The following is a 17921-nucleotide window of genomic DNA, read 5'->3' as shown; positions in this document are numbered from 1 at the left end:
ACACAGACAAAACAAGGGACTTTATGCAAGCCTTCCGAGTACTGCGCCGCCCGCCGCGTGCGAGCACCCTCGCCATGGCGCTGTGCGCCGCACTGGCCTTTTCCACCAGCCACGCGCAACAGGGCGCGCCGGGCGCCGTCCAGCAAGGCGAACAGCAAACCGCCGCCGTACTGCCGGGCGACGATTTCTATACCTTCGCCAATGGCCAGTGGCTGGCCGCCACCGAAATCCCGGCGGACCGCAGCGGCTGGAGCGCCGCCCAGGCGCTAGTCGACGAAACCAACCAGCGCATCGTGCAGCTCATCGATGACGCCAGCCGGCAGGGGCAGGGCGACGCAAAAAGGGTAGCCACCTATTACGGGGCCCTGATGGACGAAGCCGGCATCGAAGCGCGCGGCACGGCGCCGCTGCGACCCGTGCTCGACAAGATCGCCGCCATCCGGGACAAGGCCGGCCTCACGCAGGCGCTGGGCGCCAGCTTGCGGGCCGACGTCGATCCCCTGAACGCCACCGATTTCGCCACCGAGAACCTGTTCGGCGTGTGGATCGCGCAGGGCTTCACGGACCCGGACAACTACGTGCCCTACCTGCTGCAGGGCGGCCTCGGCATGCCCGACCGCGCGTTCTACCTGGAAGAAAACGAGCGGATGAGCCGCCTGCGCACCGCCTACCAGGCGCACATCGCGGCCATGCTGAAACTGGCCGGCTTCACGGAGCCGGAAGCGCGCGCGGCCCGCGTGTTCGAGCTGGAGCGCAAGCTGGCCCAGGCGCATGGCCTGCGCGAGGAATCGTCCGACGTGCAGAAGGCCAACAACGTGTGGACCGGCAAGGATTTCGCCGCCAGGGCGCCCGGCCTCGACTGGAAGGCCTTCTTCCAGGCCGCCGGGCTGGGCAAGCAGAAGAAGTTCATCGTCTACCACCCGCAGGCGATCATCGGCGCTGCCGCACTGGTGGCTGAAATGCCGGTGCAGACCTGGCAGGACTGGCTGGCTTTCCACACGATCAACCAGCACACCGGCGCGCTGCCGAAGGCGTTTGTCGACCAGCGCTTCGATTTCTATGGCCGCACGCTGAGCGGCACGCCGCAGCTGTCGCCGCGCTGGAAGCGCAGCCTGGCCGCCTTGAACGCGGCGATGCCGGAAGCGGTGGGCAAGATGTACGTGGACAAGTATTTCCCGCCGGCGGCCAAGGCCAAGGTGCAGCAGATGGTGGCGAATATCGTCGACGCCTTCCACCGCCGCATCGACCGGCTCGACTGGATGGCGCCGGCCACCAAGCGCGAGGCGCATGCCAAGCTGAACGTGCTGTACGTGGGCGTGGGATATCCGGAAACATGGACGACGTATGGCGGCCTGGACATCAAGCCGGACGATGCCTTCGGCAACGCCTGGCGCGCCGCCCAGTTCCACTACAAGCTGGAGCTGGCCAAGCTGGGCAGGAAGGTCGATGCGAAGGAATGGTCGATGCCGCCGCAGCTCGTCAATGCCGTCAACATGCCGATGCAGAATGCGCTGAACTTCCCGGCCGCGATCCTGCAGCCGCCATTCTTCGACCCGAATGGCAGCGACGCCGTCAACTACGGTGCCATCGGTTCCGTGATCGGCCACGAGATCAGCCACAGCTTCGACAACATCGGCGCTGAATTCGATTCAAAGGGGCGCCTGCGCGACTGGTGGACCAAGGCCGACCGCGAGCATTTCGCCAAGGCGGCGCAGGCGCTGGTGGCGCAGTACTCGGCCTACGACGCCTTCCCCGACCTGAAGCTCAACGGGCAATTGACGCTGGCTGAAAACCTGGCCGACCTGGCCGGCCTCGCCGCCGCGCTCGATGCCTACCATGCCTCGCTGGGCGGCAAGACCAGCCCCGAGACGGATCGCCAGTTCTTCCTCGGCTATGCGCAGGCGTGGCGCGAGAAGGCGCGCGAGGCTTCGCTGCGCAACCAGGTGGCCACCGACGAGCACGCGCCGGCGCAGTGGCGTACCTACACGGTGCGCAACCTGGACGACTGGTACAAGGCGTTCGACGTGCAGTCCGGCCAGAAGCTGTACCTGCCGCCCGAAGCACGCGTGCGGGTGTGGTAACTGCGCGGCAGCGGCGGTGACGCTTAAGCAACCCTTAAACTTGACCGCCGGTTGGTGAACTCTTTTGCAATGTTAGGGAACGTACGGAGGGAAATAATGACTGATCGTATGATTTCCCTAACCCCACGCATGACAGCGTGGTTACCAAGGCAGCCGGCCATCGTGGCCGGTCAGCCACAACGCATAGAGGAGCTCGATCATGAACAGCGATCAAATCAAAGGCAAGGCAAAGGAAGTCGGCGGCAAGATCCAGGAAGAAGCCGGTGAACTGGTCGGCAGCTCGAAACAGCAGGCCAAGGGCCTGAAAAACCAGGCGGAAGGCAAGGTCCAGAAAAAAGTGGGCGACGCCCGCGAAGCCGTCGAAGACGCGCTGGACGATGACGTCACCATCAACCGCGGCAACCGCCAGGGCCTGTAAGCACAGGTATCGGCCCAGTGCCGATGAACAACAGCCGCCCTCGGGCGGCTGTTTTGCTTCGGAGCTTCTGGAATGTTTCCCAAAAAATGGTGACAGTCACCATTTTTCCCGGAATGTTTCCAGAAAAATGGTGACAGTCACCGTTTTTGACGCTTCTGGAATGTTTCCCGAAAAATGGTGACAGTCACCGTTTTTCCTGCAATGTTTCCAGAAAAATGGTGACTGTCACCGTTTTTGGCCGGTCTTACTGCACGGTGTCCGGCTTCAGGTGCTTGCGGAAGAACGCGTCGATGCCGACCTGCACGTGCTTGCGCTGCTTGCGGTCCGAGACGCCGTGCTTGGCGCCCGGGTAGGTCATCAGCTCGAACTGCACGCCGCGGTTGACGAGGGCGTCGATCATCTTCGTGGTGTTGGTGAACAGCACGTTGTCGTCGGCCATGCCATGGATCAGCAGCAGGTTCGATTTCAGGCCGTCGACATGCTTGAACACGGTGCTGTCGGCATAGCCTTCCTTGTTCTCGGACGGCTTGTCCATGAAGCGTTCCGTGTAGTGCGTGTCGTACAGCGCCCAGTCGGTGACGGGCGCGCCGGAAACGCCGGCGGCGATCTTGTCCGAGCCCTGCGACAACAGGCGCAGCGTCATGAAGCCGCCATAGCTCCAGCCATACACGCCGATGCGCTTCGGATCGACGAAGGCCTGCTTGCCGAGGAAATCGATGCCGGCCAGCTGGTCCTGCACTTCCACCTTGCCAAGGTTGCGGTAGATCGCGTCCGTGAAGGCGCGCTCGCGGCGGCCCGAGCCGCGGTTATCGAGGCGGAACACCACGTAGCCCTGCTGCGCCATGAACATGTCGAACGGATCGCCCCACTTGCGCGACACGTGCTGCGGGCCCGGGCCGCCGTAGGTGGACAGGTACACCGGATACTTCTTCGCCGGATCGAAGCGGTAGGGCTTGATCATCGACCAGTACAGGGTCTGCCCGTCGCTGGCCTGCAGGGTGCCGTATTCCACCGGCAGGTGGTCCGACTTGTACTGGTAGTACGGGTGCGAGGCATTGACCTCGTTCTTTTCCACCCACGTCAGGATCGCGCCATCGGGTTTGCGGATCGACACCTGCGGCGGGTTGGCCGGATCGGACCAGGTGTCGACGAACAGCTGGCCGTTGCGCGCGAACGTGGTGTCGTGCCAGCCGTCGGCCTGCGTCACGCGCACCGGCTTGTCGGCGTTGCGGCCGTCCAGCGAGACCGCGTAGGTCTGCTTGTCGATGATGGCGTCCTTGTTCGACGAGAAGTACACCTTGCCGGCCTGTTCATCCACGGCCAGCAGGTTGTCGATGCCCCATTCGCCTTTGGTCAGCGCATGCTTCACGTTGCCGTCCATGTCGAACAGGTACAGGTGGTTGCGGCCGGTGCGGTGCGACGACCAGACGAAGCCACGGCCGCCGGACAGGAAGCGCAGGTCGTCGTTGATGTCGGTCCAGGTCTTCGCCGTTTCGGTGACGAGCACCTTCTGCGCCAGCGTGGCGGTATCGACGGCGATCAGTTCCAGCTTCTTCTGGTCGCGCGTCTGGCGCTGGAACAGCAGCTTCTTGCTGTCGGCGGAAAAATCGGCGCGCACCAGGTAGATATCCTTTTCCGCGCCCAGGTCGATTTCCTTCGTGGCGCCACTGACCGGATCGACGATGCGCAGTTCCACGATCGCGTTCTTGTCGCCGGCGGCCGGGTAGCGCTGCTCGATCACGTCGGTGCGGTCGGCATAGATCTCGAAGCGGCGCGCCACCGGCACCTGCGCCTCGTCATAGCGGCGGTAGGCGATGGCCGAATCGTCCGGCGCCCAGTAGTAGCCGGTGTACTGGTGCATCTCTTCCTGCGCGACGAATTCCGCCTCGCCGTTGTGCAGCGTGCCCTTGCCATCCGTGGTCAGCGCCTTCTCCTTGCCGGTGGCCAGGTCGATCACGTACAGGTTCTGGTCGCGCACGAACGACACGTACTTGCCCTTCGGCGAAATCTTCGGATCGGTCACGTTGCCCGAGGCGACCAGGCGCGCCGCATCCGGTTTGGCGACATCGATCAGGTACAGGTTGCCGGCGATCGGCACCAGCAGCCGCTTGCCGTCGGGCGACCAGCTGTAGTTGATGATGCCTTTCAGCGCGGCGGTGCGTTCGCGCTCGCGGCGCGCCTTCTCGGCATCCGACAGGTTTTCCTCGGCCACCAGCACCTTCGAGTCGACCAGGCGGCGCGTCGACTTGTCCTTCAGGTTGAATTCCCACAGGTCCATCTGGAACTGGTTGTCCGGGCGGCCGCGAAGGAACGTCACCCGGGCGCCATCCGGCGACACCTTCAGCGCGCGCACGCCGTTGCCGGCAAGGGCGGGATCGCTGTGCAGGCGGTCGAGGGTCAGGCGGTCGGCGGATGCCGTGCCGGCGGCCAGCAGGGCCAGGATACTGAGAGCGGTACGCATGGGAGTCCCGAAATGAACGGTTTGTTATTGGAAGGAAAGCGCAAAACGATACCAGACTGGACAGCGCCTGACGAGGCAGGAAAATTCGGAATACAAGCGCTGCTGCCGACTTTCCTTCGGCAAGCCAGGGAGCCCTTCAAGCCCCGGCCAGCGCCCGCTGGCGCGACAGCCGCTGCAGGTACAGTGTCAGCAGCACGGCCGCGATCGTCAGGCCCAGCACCAGGCCGATCCAGAAGCCGGTGGCGGACATCGGTTCGCCCGGCGCGAACGGCAGCCAGCGCGGCGCCAGGCCCAGCACGCAGCCGACCGGCAGCGCCACGCCCCAGAACGCGATCAGCTGGATCACCATCGGGCCGCGCGTGACCTTGTAGCCGCGGATCGCGCACGATGCGGCCACCTGCGCCGCGTCGGACAGCTGGAACAGCGCGGCGAACAGCAGCAGGTGCGCGCACATTTCCTGTACCGCCACGTCCGAGGTATAGGCCGCGGCGATGTGGTGGCGGAACACGGCGATGAACAGGGCCGACAGCACCGCGAAGCCGACCGACATCCACAGGCCCACGAAGGAAGCGAAGCGGGCGCGCTGCGGATTGCCTTCGCCCAGCGCCTGGCCGACGCGGGCGATCATGCCGATGCCGAACGACAGCGGCACCATGAAGGTCAGCGAGGCGAAGTTCAGCGCGATCTGGTGCGCCGACACGGTGACCACGCCGAAGCGCGCCACCAGCAGGCTGACGGCGCCGAACACGCTGACCTCGGCGAAGTAGGTGACGCCGATCGGCACGCCCAGCTTCAGCATGTTCCACACCTCCGGCCAGTGCGGCCATTCCCATTTGTCGAACGGGTACGAGGCGCGGTAGGCGGGGGCGATGCGGATCCACAGCACGATCGCCAGCAGGTCGAGCCAGACCACGGTGCCGGTGGCCACCGCGCAGCCCAGCGCGCCCATCTTCGGAAAACCGAGGTTGCCGAACACCAGCACCCAGTTGACGGCGATGTTGACGAGCAGGCCGATGATGGCGATCACCATCACGGGCTTGGTCTGGTTGATGCTGGCGCTGTAGCCGTACAGCGCGCGGTAGGCGGCGAACGGCAGCAGGCCGATGCTGACGATGTGCACGAACATCGAGGCGCGCGCGTTGACCTCGTCATCGAGCTGCAGGTGGTCGAACAGCAGCGTGGCCAGGTTGGCCGCCAGCGCGGCGACGATGCCCACGCCCACGGCTTTCCATAGCGCCTGCCGCACCGAGTGCGGGATCCGGTCGAACGCGCCGGCGCCCACCTGGTGCGCGACCACCGTGTTCACGGCCATCATGGTGCCGTTGACGGTGACCAGGATGATCGACCATACCGAGGCGCCCAGCGACACGGCGGCCAGTTCGGCGGCGCTGGTGTGGCCCGTCATCGCCACGTCTGCCACGCCCATGCCCACCGTCGCCAACTGGCCGATCAGGACCGGCCAGGCCAGCTGCCACAGGGCGGCGGCTTCTTTGCGGATATTGGGCAAGGTGAACGAATAGGGCATGGGCAGGGGCGGAAACGGGGGAACTTGCGATTCTACCCATGAACGCCTGGTGGCCGCAGTAGGAATTTGTTACAGCTGGCGCGTGCACCGGCCATGCCGCCATTGCGTTATGGGAAGCATGCCGCGCGCGCGTCGCGCCCGGCCAACGCACCAGATGGAGTACATATGAAACGCCTGTTCGCCGCCGCCACGCTGCTGGCATCCTTCAACCTCGCTGCCGCCGGCGAATTGGCGCTGTATTCGCAGCCCGATTTCCGCGGTGCCCAGATCAGCGTGCGCGACACCGTGCGCAATTTCCAGGACACCGGTTTCAACGACCGCGCATCGTCGGCCACCGTCCTCTCCGGCGCCTGGGAAGTGTGCGAGCACAAGGACTTCGGCGGCCGGTGCACCGTGCTGGAACGGGGCGAGTACCGCGACCTGGGCCACCTGGGCAACGCGATCTCGTCGGTGCGTGAACTGGCGCGCGGGGACGACGGCCGCCGCGACCGCAGGGACGACGACCGGCGCGGCTGGCGCGACCGTGGCGATCGTGGCGACCGTGACGAGCGGCGCGGTCCGCCGGTCGAGCTGTATTCCACCCGCCAGTTCGGCGGGGACCGCGTGGTGCTGGCGGGCGATGTGCACAGCCTGCGATCGCGCGATTTCAACGACCGGGCCGGCTCGATGGTGGTGCGCGAAGGCGAGTGGGAAGTCTGCGAGCATGACGACTACCGCGGCCGCTGCAGGGTGTACGGGCCGGGCCGCTATCCCGCGCTGGAAGGCTTGAACAACCAGGCATCGTCGGTGCGCCGCTTGCGCTGACGAAGGGCTTGCAGCGACATCGTTGTAACCTCATATTCCTCTGGACGACGACCTGGAGAGCATGACGTGGACTACAAGGATTACTACGCGGTGCTGGGCGTGCCGAAGACGGCCAGCGCCGACGAGATCAAGGCGGCATACCGCAAGCTCGTGCGCAAGTACCATCCCGACGTGAGCAAGGAAGCCGATGCGGATGCCAGGACCAAGGAGCTGAACGAAGCCTACGGGGTGCTGGGCGACCCCGAGAAGCGCGCGGCCTACGATGAACTGGGCAGCGCGCCATACCGGCAGGCCGGGGAGGGCGGCTTCCGTCCGCCGCCCGACTGGGGTGCCGGCTTCGAATCGTTCGGCGGCGCCGACAGCGACTTCTTCAAGGACCTGTTCGCCCACGTGGGCGGCGGCCGCCGGCGCGGTTTCCAGATGCGCGGCGACGACAGCTATGCCGTCATCGAGATCGCGCTGCAGGATGCCTATGCGGGCGCGGGCCGCACGATCAGCCTGCGGGTTCCCGAGGCCGATGCCAGCGGCCGCGTGATCACCCGTGAGCGCACGCTGAACGTGACGATCCCGAAAGGCGTGACCGAGGGCCAGCAATTGCGCCTGGCGGGGCAGGGCCAGCCCGGCAGCGGCGGTGCCGCCGCGGGCGACCTGTACCTGGAAATCCGCTTCGCCGAAGACCGCCGCTACCGCGTCGAGGGGCGCGACGTGTACCAGACGGTGCCCGTGGCGCCATGGGAAGCGGCGCTGGGCGCGGGCATCGAAGTGGCCACGCCGTCCGGCCGCGTGACGGTTGCGGTGCCGGCGGATTCGCAGGGCGGGCGCAAGCTGCGGCTGAAGGGCCGCGGCATTCCCGGCACCGCGTCCGCGCCGGCCGGCGACCTGTACCTGCTGCTGGAAATCGCGCTGCCCCCGGCGAACACGCCGCGGGCCAGGGCGCTGTACGAACAGATGGCGCGCGAACTGGGCTTCAACCCCCGGCTCGATCCGCGCACGGGGCTGTAAGGAGACGATGGATGAATGGCGAACAACCGATCCGCGCCGTACCGCTCGACGAGGCGGCGCTGACGCTGGACGAACTGGCGCGTGCCTGCGCCGTGGAACCGGGCTGGGTGGTGCAGCGGGTGCGCACCGGCATCCTGCTGGACGGCACCGGCGATGCGCCCGAAGCCTGGCGCTTCACCAGCGTCGACCTGGTGCGCGCGCGCAGCCTGCTGCGGATCGAGCGCGATTTCGACGCCAACGAAGAGGTGGCGGCACTGGTGGTGGACCTGACGGAAGAGGTACGGCGGCTGCGCCGGCGCTTGCGAGCGGCCGGCTTGTAGTAAGCCGCGCCGGGATGCGAATGTTTGAACTGCGCGTGAGTGCGAATGCTGTTCAGCTAGCGGAACCCATACGGCCAGCAGCGCTTGCGCCTTAGTAGGACATTGGTTTTCGAACCCCAATGGCAAATTCCGGGGTCAGACCCGGCGGGTCTGACCCCAGCCCTTCGCTGTTGGGGTGAATGCATGCGCTTTCAATGTGCCGGATGACGCCCGGCACCGTCCAGCCTATCGCTGGTCTTCCGACCCGCCCCGCGAGCCGCCACCGCCGGACTGCTTGTTGCCCAGGTCATCGATATCGTGACCCGGTTCGCCCGGCGAGCCCTGCATGCCGAGCTGGCGGTCGGCCTGCTCGTTGTCGCTGCGGTTGTTCGGGCGCGCCTGGTTCGACCAGGTGTCGGCCTGGGCATTGCCGGCCTTGTCCGATTGCTGGCTGTGGCCGCGGCTGCCCATGCCCACGCGTTCGCCGCCCATCGCATCGGCCGGCAGCGCATCGAGGCTGTCGCGGTCGGCCGACTGGCTGCCGCCGCTGCCCAGCGTGGTCTGGCCGATCAGGTTGTCGCCGGATTGCTGGTTGCCCTTGCTGGTACCCTGCATTTCGACGTTGTTGCCGCCCAGGCCGCCGCGGCCCGTCTGGCCGCTCTGCGCGCCCACGTTGTGCAGGTCGCCGCCCCGTTCACCGCCCATGCCGCCCGAGTGCTGGCCACCATGGCCGCCACCCGTGCCGGCGCGAGGCTTGTCGGCCGATTGTTCCATCTGCTGCGACTGGCCGTTGCCCGGGCCGCCTTGCTGCTGCTGTTCCTTCATTTGCGACAGGCCGTTGCGGCCGGGACCGCCCTGGCTGTTCTCGGATTGCTGGTTACCGGATTGCTGACTACCGGATTGCTGGTTGCCGGGACCGCCCTGCTTGTTGGCCATGGTGCCCGAGCCGCCCGGGCTGCTCGACTGCAGGCCACCCCCTTCACCGCTACCCCGCTGCGGCTGTTGCTGCTGCTGGGAGGACCCGCCGCGGTAGTATTCCTGCGGTGCGCGCTGCACCGATCCATCGTCGCGCCCGGCACTGTGCTGCGATGCCTGGCTGCCGCCATGGGCGACCTGCTGCTGGCTGCGTCCATCACCGACTTCGCCCGAGGTGGCGCCCGACTGCTGGGCGCCATAGCTGTCGCGGTTCGATTCCTGGGGATCGAGCTGGGTGCGCGGGTCGTTGCGGATGCTGCGCTGGCCACCCGGCGAGCCGCCCGTGTAATCTGAATGCCCTTGCGCGCTCTGCTGGTTCTGGCCGCCCTGGTCGATGCCCTGGCCACTCTGGCCGCCCTGCGTGCCGGATGGGGTGCCGCTGATGCCGTCCTGCGCGCCCTGGCCGCCGATCGATTGTTGTGTCATGTCCGTTCCTCCCGAGCTGCCGGCGGGGCTGCTTTGCTTGCTCGCCGCCTGGTTGATGTTGGGTGCCCTGTTGACTTGCGTGGTGTCGTTGGCGGGCCCGCCGGCGGCGTGGTTGCCGCTCTGCGTGAAGTAGCCCGCGTCCTGCGTATTCGTGAGCTGGTCCTTTTCTCTGGTCATGTCGATCTCCTCTTCAAGTCGCGGCCGGGACCGGCTCTCTCGCGGCCCCGGCAGAGGTTTATCGTAGGACGGCAGGCGCGCAGCGGGTGTCAGCGCACATGCCGCGGTGATGTAGGAGTCTTGAAATGGAAGTCAATACGCCCCGTGCGGTAACGCATAGTCGAGCGCGAGGATCTGTTCCTTCAGCCAGCGGCCGGCCGGGCCGAGCTGATTGTCGGCACGGTGGATGACGAACAGCGGGTATTGCAGCGCCGCGCCGTCCTGCAGGTTCAGGCGTACCAGCCGGCCGCTGCCCAGGTCTTCGCTGATCATCGCTTCCGGCATGCTGCCCCAGCCCAGGCCGCCGCGCAGCAGCGCATGCTTCGAATGCAGGTCGGCCAGGCGCCAGTCGCGCAGGCCCAGCACGCCGAAATCCTGGCCCGCTGTCAGTGGACTGCGGTCGGTCAGCACCAGCTGCAGGTGCTCGCGCAACGCGGCGGTGGGCACCACGCCCTCGTACCGTGCCAGGGGATGGAACGGCGCGCAGACGGGCATCATCGTGACGTGGCCGGCCAGTTGCCGGTCGATATTGTCCGGCAGGTGCACCGGCATGCCGCTCACGCCCAGCTGGCAGCGGCTGTCCAGCACCATTTGCGCCACGCCGCCCAGCGCCTCGGTATGCAGCCGCAGCGCCACTGTCGGGTACTCGCGCTGGAACGATTCCAGCAGCATGACGAGGCGGCACATGGGGAACATCACATCGACCACCAGGCATATCTCCGCTTCCAGGCCCGCGCCGAGCGCGCGGGCGCGGGCGCGCATGCCGTCCACCCTGGCCGACACGGCACGCGCATCGGCCAGCAGCGCCTTGCCCGCTTCGGTCAGCGTGACACGGCGCTTGCCGCGGTCGAGCAGCGCGATGTTCAGCTGTTCTTCCAGGTTGGCGATGGTGTAGCTGATGACCGATTGCGTGCGGTGCAGCGCCCGCGCGGCATGGGCGAAGCCGCCATGGTCGATCACGGCGATGAAGACCCGAAGCTGGTCGAGGGAGGGGAGGCCGGGTTCTCTCATATCAATAAAATCGATCAAGTCGATTGAAATTATGTGGATTTCATCGATATTAAACCCGTTCTATGATGGCTGCAATTCACCACTTATCGAGGAGTTCATCATGGCAAACGTCCTGTACATCAATAGCAGCGTGCGGTCTTCCGGTTCGCTGTCGCGCCAGCTGTCGGCCGAGTTCATCACCAAATGGAAAGCCAGCCACCCGTCGGACACCGTGGTCGAGCGCGACCTGGCGGCCCGGCCGGTACCGCACCTGACCGAGGAAATGCTGGGCGCGTTCTTCACGCCACCGGAGGCGCGTAACGCCGAGCAAGCTTTCACCGTGAAGCTGTCGGACCAGCTGGTCGACGAAGTGCTGGCCGCCGACGTGATCGTGATCGGTGCGCCGATGTACAACTTCTCCGTACCGTCCGGCCTGAAGGCGTATATCGACCACATCGCCCGCGCCGGCCGCACCTTCAAGTACACCGAGACCGGTCCGGTCGGCCTGGCCGGCGGCAAGAAGGTGTACGTGTTCACCGCCAGCGGCGGCGTCTACAGCGAAGGCCCGGCCGCCGGCTACGATTTCCTGGCCACCTACCTGCGCGCCGTGCTGGGCTTCCTCGGCATCACCGACATCACCTTCGTCCAGGCCGAAGGCGTCGCGCTGGGCGAGCAGGCGCTGGCCGACACGCTGGCGAAAAGCCGCCAGTCGATCGACGCGCTCGCCGCCGCGTAACGCCGCCTTTCCGCGGCCCAGGCCGTGTCGTTCATCCGATTTCGCAGGTGTTTGGTCGATTTTCATGCCAGCCGGTATGATGGGGCTTGCTGTCCGACGGAGCCTATCAATGAAAGACCGACTGCACCTGCTTGTCATCGATCCACAGAACGACTTCTGCGACCTGCCCCCCGAATCCCTGCCGATCGACACGGAAACCGGCCGCGCGCGCATGCCCGCGCTGCCGGTGCCGGGCGCCCACGACGACATGCTGCGCCTGGCGCAGCTGATCGAACGGGGCCGCGCCGGCCTGGCGGCGATTACCGTCACGCTCGATTCCCACCACCGCTACCACGTGGCGCACCCGACCTTCTGGGTGGCCGGCGATGGCGGGCCGGTCATGCCATTCACCGAGATCACCGCGGCCGATGTACGTGCCGCGCGCTTCCTGCCGCGTGATCCGCGCGGGCGCGAACGCACGCTGGCCTACCTCGACGCGCTCGAGGCGGCCGGCCGCTACCGCCTGATGGTGTGGCCGGTGCACTGCGAAATCGGCACCTGGGGCCATAACGTGCATGACGCCGTGCGCAATGCCTACAACCGCTGGGAAGACGCGGCGCTGGGCGTGGTGGCGAAAGTCGCCAAGGGCTCGAACCCGTGGACCGAGCACTATTCCGCCGTGATGGCCGAAGTGCCCGATGCCGGCGAACCCGATACGCTTGAAAACCGCCAGCTGCTGGCCAGCCTGCGCGATGCCGACCGCGTGTACGTCGCCGGGGAGGCCGGCAGCCATTGCGTGAAGTCGACCGTCGAGCACATCGCCGAGCGCTTCGGCGCCGATGCCTCGAAGCTGGTGCTGATCACCGATTGCATGAGCCCCGTGCAAGGCTTCGAAGCGCAGCAGGAGGACTTCTTCGACCGGATGCGCGCCGCGGGCGTGGGCTTCGCGCAAGCCTCCGATGTGGTGCAGGAACTGCTCGTCAACGCTGGGCGCTGACATGACCGATATGACCGACATGACCGAAAACTTCCAACCCGTCGTCCGCAGCCTGCTGGAAACCGACCTGTATAAATTCTCCATGTGGCAGGCGCTGCTGCACTGGCACCCGGGCGCGCAGGCCGAGTATGAATTCAAGTGCCGCAACCAGCCGGCCTATCCGCTGGCCGAATTGAAGGACGAGATCGAGCGCCAGCTCGACCACCTGTGCACGATGACGTTCCGCGAAGAGGAACTCGAGTATCTGCGCTCGCTACGCTACATCAAGAGCGACTTCGTCGACTTCCTCACCGTGTTCCGCTTCCAGCGCAAGTTCATCTCCGTGGAAACCAATGGCGACGAACTGCTGATCCACGCGCGCGGGCCGCAGGTGCACGTGATGGGCTTCGAGATCTTCGTGCTGTACATCGTCAATGAACTGTATTTCCGGCGCTTCGACCAGGAAGCCGCGCTGGCCGAAGGCCGCCGCCGCCTGGATGCCAAGATCGCCGCGCTCAAGGCGTTCGGCAAGGAGCCCATGCGGCGCAACCCGTTCGAGTTTTCCGACTTCGGCGTGCGCCGCCGCTTCTCGGGCGAATGGCACGACGAGGTGGTGCGCCGGCTGGCGGCGGAAGTGCCGGAATTCTTCAAGGGCACCTCGAACGTGTACCTGGCGATGCGCTACAAGATCCACCCGATCGGCACCATGGCGCACGAGTACATGCAATCGTTCCAGGCCTTCGGCGTGCGCCTGCGCGACTTCCAGAAAGCGGCGCTGGAGGACTGGGTGCAGGAATTCCGCGGCGACCTGGGCACGGCGCTGACGGACGTGGTGGGCATGGATGCGTTCCTGCGCGACTTCGACTTGTACTTCGCCAAGCTGTTCGACGGCCTGCGCCATGATTCGGGCGACCCGGTCGAATGGGGGGAGAAGGCCATTGCCCACTATGCGCGGCTGCGCATCGATGCCAACACGAAGCGGCTGGTGTTCTCCGATGGGCTGGACCTCGACAAGGCGATCCACCTGTACCGCCATTTCGCCGACCGCATCATGACCGGCTTCGGCATCGGTACCTGGCTGACCAACGACCTGGGCGTGAAGCCGCTGAACATCGTGATGAAGCTGGTGCGCTGCAACGGCCAGTCGGTGGCCAAGCTGTCGGACTCGCCGGGCAAGACGATGAGCAAGGATGAAACCTTCCTCGCTTACCTGCGGCAGGTATTCGAACACCCCGCCGCCTGACAGGAACTGACGGGGAAACTGGCCGGGAAACTGTCACGGAGAATTGCTTGGCTGCGCTGAGCGGCCAGGCCGCGCTGACGCCGCGCCGCGGCCGGACCGTTCCAGGCCCGCGCGGTCAGGCTTCGGTGCCGCCGTAGCGCAGCATCAGCGCGGTGGCCTGCTCGCGCTGCTCGCCGTTGTCGACGTCGACGGACAGCAGCGCGGCGGGGCGGTGCACAGGACGGTCGGTATCGTCCGCATCGTCCGGCGTCAACGATTCCATGATGTTTTCAACGGCCAGGGTTGGCGTGTCGACAGCGCGCGCGTCGTGCAGGTTCAGTTGCACGGCCGAGCCCTGGAAGCCGGCTTCCAGCAGCGCGGCACGGGCCGATTCGGCATCCTCGACCGTCTTGAAGTTGCGGTGAATGGTGTCTGGCATGGCAGTTCCTGTAAGGGTTGACCTGCCCGCATTGTGCTGCAAAAACAACAATGGCGGCGCGCCGATGCGGGCCGCCATTGTCCGCCGCGAAGGCCCGGGCCCACTGCGCGGAGTAGAATCCCGTGCCCCGCCATCAGGTCAGAATCCGTTGACCACCGTCTCCAGGTGCTCGACCTTCGGCGGCTCGGCAAAATAGCCGCCCACCAGCGCGCGCCAGGCCTGGAAATCCTCGCTGCCGCGGAAGTCCACGGTATGGTTCTCGAGGGTTGCCCAGCCGATCAGCAGGCGGTAAGTGTCCGGGCGTTCGATGGTGCGGTCGATGCGCATGGATACGCACCCCTTGGCACGCCGGAACAGCGGCACGGCTTCGCGCACGGCGGCTTCGAAGGCTTCCGCGGTGCCCGGCTTGATGGTGATTTCGGCGATTTCGTGGATCATGAAAGGGCTCCTGATGAGTAATCCAGGCATTGTGCCTCAACCTTTCCATGAACGCAGCGTGGTGCCGCGCGGCCGCAAAAGGCCGCCTCCATGCGGGTGCGCCGCGCAACGGTAGCTGGCAGTGTTGCCGCCGGGTGACACGCCCCGGAAAGCCGGGCTGCCCGGTGGATCGCGGTGCTACACTGGCTCGAATGGCGGAGCTTCCCGGAGGTTGCGCCAGCGGCGGCTTCGCCCCGCGCCGGATGGCGCACAGCTCGCACGGAGGCAGCATGAAGGCGACAATGGCCGGGCTCGCACTCGGCATCTTCTTTCTCGGCACGACGGCGCATGCCGAACCCATCCATATCGAATCGGAAGCGCTGACCCTAACCAACGCAGCGGCGCATGCCGACGACCGCGTCACGGTACTGTCCAGCAGCGGCTCGGTGCTGCAGCTATCGCTGACGGAAATGCTGGCACGTAATAACAACGCCGGCGCCGGCTGGTCCGTCTACGACGACCAGGGCATTTTCCGGCAAGTAAGCGCCGAGTACAACACGGGTTACCAGCTGACCCTGCGCGAGGGTTATCGCATCACGTCGATCGAATGGAGCCTGACGTTTGCCGGGCAGTTGCAGCAGGCCACGTCGCCGCTGGACCCGCCGGGCCAGGCGCTGAACCGAACGCTCGAGGCCATGCAGGTCAGCAGCGAGGGCATTGCGGTCGGTGCCGACACGCGCTTTATCGACGACCTGAACGGCACCCAGCAGTTGGAACTGAGTTTTGCCACGCCCGCCTGGTTCCCCACCCTGGACGTGGAGCTGCAGTCGTTCGTCTGGATGGGGGCCGTGGGCATAGCGCCCAGCGGCATCCAGCCGGGCGTGCTGTCGTTCGCGTCGATGAACATGACGGACGCCGTGCTGACGATCCACACGGAGATGGTCCCGGTCCCGGAACCGGCAACTTATGTGATGCTGCTGGGTGGCCTCGGCCTGGTTGGTGCGATGGCGCGCCGCCAGCGCTCCTGACAATCGTCGGTTGCGATGGTGCGCGACCCGGAAGGGATTTCGCGCGCCGGGCGTTACCGGTGGAACATCCTTGTCGCGGCATGCTCGTACGCAGCAAGGGCTGTACCGCCTGCCGAGGGCCGCTTAAGGCGCCTGATGGGCAGGCCTGGCTCGGCCGCGCCACCGGCTTGCGGTGGCGCTACCCGGCATCAACCCTGCTGGTCGTCGCCGCTCGATTGCTGGTTGCCGGCCGAGCCTTGCAGGCCGGTGGGATCGCTGGGGCGGCCGCCGCCGGACAGGCTTTGCTCGCGATCCTCGTTGCGATCCTTCTGGCGGTTGCCCGCGCCCGAGCCGCTTTCGCTGCCCAGGGTATTGGTGCCGTCGCTGGCGTAACCCTGGCCATCCTGGTCCGCGGCCGAACCGTCGGACAGCAGGTCATCGGTGCGCGCCGTCTGCATGCTTCCTTGCCACGGGGTGTTGGCGGCTTCGTCGTAGCCTTCGTCGGTGCCGGTGCGGCCCGTACCGCCGGTGCCCATGGTGCCCGCGCTGCTCGTACCGTCATGGGTTTTCTGGTCCAGGGTACGTCCGCCGTTGCCTTGATTTTGCATGATGGTCTCCTGATTGATTGATTGCAAGCCATCATAGGACGCGCCCGGAGGGGGCGGAATAGGCGCGCGGGAGGGGTGGGTGTAGGAGGACAGGCAGTGAAAAAACGGCGGAGCCGCAGCCCCGCCGTGCGTGTCGCCTCAGTGCGTGCCCGCCTCAGCGCGGCAGCGCTTTGCGGCGGGCCGTGAAGCCCACGGCCGCGAGACCCAACCCGAGCATCAGCCAGGTGGACGGTTCAGGCACCGCCGCCACGGGCCCCGGCATGATCGACCCCGGGCCGCCGATGGTGAAGCTGTATGCCCCGAATTCCGAGTCGTTGAAGCCGGTGATGACGAAGGTGTATTGCAGCCCGGCCGTCAATTCCGCCTGGAAACCGGACGTGTTCGGTGTGAGGATGTCGTCGTTGAACCGGATCAGGTTGTCGTTCGGCGCGCTGGCATCGAAACCGCCTTCATACAGGATGATCATGCTGTCGAAGCGGGCCGCGGCCAGGAACAGGTAGCGGCCGTCCGTGTCGACATGGAAGTCGAACGCCTGGTAAGGCACCGCGGTTCCCACGCCGTTGAAGGCGGCATCGACATCCCAGGTGGGGGCGCCGGTGGAGTCGCCGACATGGCTGAAGAATTCCGCGCTGGCCGTGCTGGCGAAGCCGGTGAACAGTGCGCATGCCGCGAGCGCGGCGCTGAAAAATTTCCTGATGTTCATGACGTTCCTTGTGAATGGCTCGGTAATGGTGGACAGCTAATTGGACAGCTGATAACCGCGGCGCTTCAGCGCCGCGCGGCGCGCTGCCGCGCATGCGCGACGGCGGCCAGGCCGAGGGCCAGCATCATCCAGGTGGACGGTTCCGGCACGGGCGCAACACTGCCGGGCCCGCCGATGGTCAGGCTGTATTTGCCGAACTCGTCATCTTCCAGGCCTGTCACCACCACCGTGTAGCTCAGCCCAGGAAACAGGTTCGAGACGAACCCGGAAGTGTCCGGCGAAAAGATGTCGTTGTTGTGCCGGACCAGGTTCGTGGTCGGGGAGGCTGCGTCGAACTCGCCCGCATACAGGAAGATAGCGCTATCAAAGTCAGCCATCGCAAGGAACTGGTACGTGCCGCCAGCGTTCACGGTAAAGGTCAGCTGATCGTAGGGCACGGCGTTGCCGGCATCGATGTAGATGGCGCCCACGTCCAGCGTGGCAAGGCCGGTGGTATCGCCGCGCTCGATGTGGAAATCGGCCTTGGCGGTATGCATGAGTCCGGCGAACAGCGCACAGATCGTGAGCGCGTTGCGGAGCAGGCTGGTGATATTCATCGCTGGTTCCTTATGGGAGTGGGTGGGGAGATGAATGCATG

Annotated in this window: 18 protein-coding genes; 9 read left to right on the top strand and 9 right to left on the bottom strand. The window is 66.0% G+C overall.

The features are described from left to right. Nucleotides 1-23: 23 nt before the first annotated feature. A complete protein-coding gene (locus EYF70_RS21540) occupies nucleotides 24-2081 on the top strand; it encodes a M13 family metallopeptidase (RefSeq protein WP_131147232.1) in 2058 nt (685 codons plus the stop codon). A gap of 199 nt (nucleotides 2082-2280) precedes the next feature. Next, complete coding sequence (locus tag EYF70_RS21535; protein WP_130185769.1) at nucleotides 2281-2499, top strand: CsbD family protein; 219 nt, start codon at nucleotides 2281-2283, stop codon at nucleotides 2497-2499. A gap of 244 nt (nucleotides 2500-2743) precedes the next feature. Here the strand turns inward: EYF70_RS21535 and EYF70_RS21530 are convergent, their stop codons facing one another. Both EYF70_RS21530 and EYF70_RS21525 read right to left on the bottom strand, forming a co-directional pair. Next, nucleotides 2744-4960: a S9 family peptidase gene (locus EYF70_RS21530; RefSeq protein WP_131147231.1), complete on the bottom strand. Its 2217-nt coding sequence runs from the start codon at nucleotides 4958-4960 to the stop codon at nucleotides 2744-2746. Nucleotides 4961-5096: 136 nt separating this feature from the next. After that, on the bottom strand, nucleotides 5097-6485 hold the full coding sequence (locus tag EYF70_RS21525) for an MATE family efflux transporter (RefSeq protein WP_131147230.1): 1389 nt from the start codon (nucleotides 6483-6485) through the stop codon (nucleotides 5097-5099). A 165-nt stretch (nucleotides 6486-6650) separates the two neighbouring features. Here EYF70_RS21525 and EYF70_RS21520 point away from each other — a divergent pair, with 165 nt between their 5' ends. The 3 genes from EYF70_RS21520 (at nucleotide 6651) to EYF70_RS21510 (ending at nucleotide 8611) form a co-directional block, all read left to right on the top strand. After that, nucleotides 6651-7289, top strand: a complete 639-nt coding sequence (locus EYF70_RS21520) for a beta/gamma crystallin family protein (RefSeq protein WP_131147229.1) — start codon at nucleotides 6651-6653, stop codon at nucleotides 7287-7289. A gap of 66 nt (nucleotides 7290-7355) precedes the next feature. After that, on the top strand, nucleotides 7356-8291 hold the full coding sequence (locus EYF70_RS21515) for a DnaJ C-terminal domain-containing protein (protein WP_131147228.1): 936 nt from the start codon (nucleotides 7356-7358) through the stop codon (nucleotides 8289-8291). Nucleotides 8292-8302: 11 nt separating this feature from the next. Further along, complete coding sequence (locus EYF70_RS21510; protein ID WP_131147227.1) at nucleotides 8303-8611, top strand: chaperone modulator CbpM; 309 nt, start codon at nucleotides 8303-8305, stop codon at nucleotides 8609-8611. 225 nt (nucleotides 8612-8836) lie between these two features. Here the strand turns inward: EYF70_RS21510 and EYF70_RS21505 are convergent, their stop codons facing one another. Further along, nucleotides 8837-10168 (bottom strand): hypothetical protein, encoded by a 1332-nt coding sequence (locus EYF70_RS21505; RefSeq protein WP_131147226.1) that lies wholly within the window; start codon nucleotides 10166-10168, stop codon nucleotides 8837-8839. Nucleotides 10169-10300: 132 nt separating this feature from the next. Next, the gene (locus EYF70_RS21500) at nucleotides 10301-11218 is read right to left on the bottom strand and encodes a LysR family transcriptional regulator (RefSeq protein ID WP_131147225.1); all 918 of its coding nucleotides are present in this window, start codon (nucleotides 11216-11218) and stop codon (nucleotides 10301-10303) included. A 100-nt stretch (nucleotides 11219-11318) separates the two neighbouring features. Here EYF70_RS21500 and EYF70_RS21495 point away from each other — a divergent pair, with 100 nt between their 5' ends. The 3 genes from EYF70_RS21495 (at nucleotide 11319) to pncB (ending at nucleotide 14131) form a co-directional block, all read left to right on the top strand. Next, on the top strand, nucleotides 11319-11933 hold the full coding sequence (locus EYF70_RS21495) for an FMN-dependent NADH-azoreductase (RefSeq protein WP_131147224.1): 615 nt from the start codon (nucleotides 11319-11321) through the stop codon (nucleotides 11931-11933). Between the two features lie 109 nt (nucleotides 11934-12042). Continuing rightward, nucleotides 12043-12909 (top strand): cysteine hydrolase family protein, encoded by an 867-nt coding sequence (locus EYF70_RS21490; protein WP_131147223.1) that lies wholly within the window; start codon nucleotides 12043-12045, stop codon nucleotides 12907-12909. 1 nt (nucleotide 12910) lies between these two features. Continuing rightward, entirely contained in the window at nucleotides 12911-14131 is a 1221-nt protein-coding gene (gene pncB, locus EYF70_RS21485) for a nicotinate phosphoribosyltransferase (RefSeq protein WP_229420496.1), read from the top strand. A gap of 115 nt (nucleotides 14132-14246) precedes the next feature. On the opposite strand, the gene EYF70_RS21480 is transcribed toward pncB, so the two are convergent. Continuing rightward, on the bottom strand, nucleotides 14247-14549 hold the full coding sequence (locus EYF70_RS21480) for a hypothetical protein (protein ID WP_131147222.1): 303 nt from the start codon (nucleotides 14547-14549) through the stop codon (nucleotides 14247-14249). 138 nt (nucleotides 14550-14687) lie between these two features. Then, nucleotides 14688-14987, bottom strand: coding sequence for an antibiotic biosynthesis monooxygenase family protein (locus tag EYF70_RS21475; RefSeq protein ID WP_131147221.1), 300 nt, complete (start codon nucleotides 14985-14987; stop codon nucleotides 14688-14690). Nucleotides 14988-15256: 269 nt separating this feature from the next. On the opposite strand from EYF70_RS21475, the gene EYF70_RS31715 reads away from it, so the two are divergent. Continuing rightward, nucleotides 15257-15994, top strand: coding sequence for a PEPxxWA-CTERM sorting domain-containing protein (locus EYF70_RS31715; RefSeq protein ID WP_229420495.1), 738 nt, complete (start codon nucleotides 15257-15259; stop codon nucleotides 15992-15994). A gap of 188 nt (nucleotides 15995-16182) precedes the next feature. Here EYF70_RS31715 and EYF70_RS21465 read toward each other — a convergent pair whose 3' ends face one another. The 3 genes from EYF70_RS21465 to EYF70_RS21455 form a co-directional block, all read right to left on the bottom strand. After that, the gene (locus EYF70_RS21465) at nucleotides 16183-16581 is read right to left on the bottom strand and encodes a hypothetical protein (protein WP_131147220.1); all 399 of its coding nucleotides are present in this window, start codon (nucleotides 16579-16581) and stop codon (nucleotides 16183-16185) included. Between the two features lie 154 nt (nucleotides 16582-16735). Next, a complete protein-coding gene (locus tag EYF70_RS21460; protein ID WP_131147219.1) occupies nucleotides 16736-17284 on the bottom strand; it encodes a PEP-CTERM sorting domain-containing protein in 549 nt (182 codons plus the stop codon). A gap of 65 nt (nucleotides 17285-17349) precedes the next feature. After that, complete coding sequence (locus tag EYF70_RS21455) at nucleotides 17350-17880, bottom strand: PEP-CTERM sorting domain-containing protein (protein ID WP_131147218.1); 531 nt, start codon at nucleotides 17878-17880, stop codon at nucleotides 17350-17352. Between the last annotated feature and the right edge of the window lie 41 nt (nucleotides 17881-17921).

Origin of the sequence: Pseudoduganella albidiflava, assembly GCF_004322755.1 — a bacterium.
GTDB classification, from domain to species: Bacteria; Pseudomonadota; Gammaproteobacteria; order Burkholderiales; family Burkholderiaceae_D; genus Rugamonas; species Rugamonas albidiflava.
Note: the sequence above shows the minus strand (reverse complement) of the source record. Positions and strands in the feature narration are given on the sequence as shown.

Excerpts from the sequence above, each read along its gene's own strand:
- EYF70_RS21535 (WP_130185769.1), top strand. The coding sequence starts at position 2,281 with ATGAACAGCGATCAAATCAAAGGCAAGGCAAAGGAAGTCGGCGGCAAG.
- EYF70_RS21520 (WP_131147229.1), top strand. The coding sequence starts at position 6,651 with ATGAAACGCCTGTTCGCCGCCGCCACGCTGCTGGCATCCTTCAACCTC.
- EYF70_RS21525 (WP_131147230.1), bottom strand. The coding sequence starts at position 6,485 with ATGCCCTATTCGTTCACCTTGCCCAATATCCGCAAAGAAGCCGCCGCC.
- EYF70_RS21510 (WP_131147227.1), top strand. The coding sequence starts at position 8,303 with ATGAATGGCGAACAACCGATCCGCGCCGTACCGCTCGACGAGGCGGCG.
- EYF70_RS21505 (WP_131147226.1), bottom strand. The coding sequence starts at position 10,168 with ATGACCAGAGAAAAGGACCAGCTCACGAATACGCAGGACGCGGGCTAC.
- EYF70_RS21460 (WP_131147219.1), bottom strand. The coding sequence starts at position 17,284 with ATGAACATCAGGAAATTTTTCAGCGCCGCGCTCGCGGCATGCGCACTG.
- EYF70_RS31715 (WP_229420495.1), top strand. The coding sequence starts at position 15,257 with ATGAAGGCGACAATGGCCGGGCTCGCACTCGGCATCTTCTTTCTCGGC.
- EYF70_RS21490 (WP_131147223.1), top strand. The coding sequence starts at position 12,043 with ATGAAAGACCGACTGCACCTGCTTGTCATCGATCCACAGAACGACTTC.
- EYF70_RS21480 (WP_131147222.1), bottom strand. The coding sequence starts at position 14,549 with ATGCCAGACACCATTCACCGCAACTTCAAGACGGTCGAGGATGCCGAA.
- EYF70_RS21530 (WP_131147231.1), bottom strand. The coding sequence starts at position 4,960 with ATGCGTACCGCTCTCAGTATCCTGGCCCTGCTGGCCGCCGGCACGGCA.
- EYF70_RS21495 (WP_131147224.1), top strand. The coding sequence starts at position 11,319 with ATGGCAAACGTCCTGTACATCAATAGCAGCGTGCGGTCTTCCGGTTCG.
- pncB (WP_229420496.1), top strand. The coding sequence starts at position 12,911 with ATGACCGATATGACCGACATGACCGAAAACTTCCAACCCGTCGTCCGC.
- EYF70_RS21500 (WP_131147225.1), bottom strand. The coding sequence starts at position 11,218 with ATGAGAGAACCCGGCCTCCCCTCCCTCGACCAGCTTCGGGTCTTCATC.
- EYF70_RS21465 (WP_131147220.1), bottom strand. The coding sequence starts at position 16,581 with ATGCAAAATCAAGGCAACGGCGGACGTACCCTGGACCAGAAAACCCAT.
- EYF70_RS21475 (WP_131147221.1), bottom strand. The coding sequence starts at position 14,987 with ATGATCCACGAAATCGCCGAAATCACCATCAAGCCGGGCACCGCGGAA.
- EYF70_RS21455 (WP_131147218.1), bottom strand. The coding sequence starts at position 17,880 with ATGAATATCACCAGCCTGCTCCGCAACGCGCTCACGATCTGTGCGCTG.
- EYF70_RS21540 (WP_131147232.1), top strand. The coding sequence starts at position 24 with ATGCAAGCCTTCCGAGTACTGCGCCGCCCGCCGCGTGCGAGCACCCTC.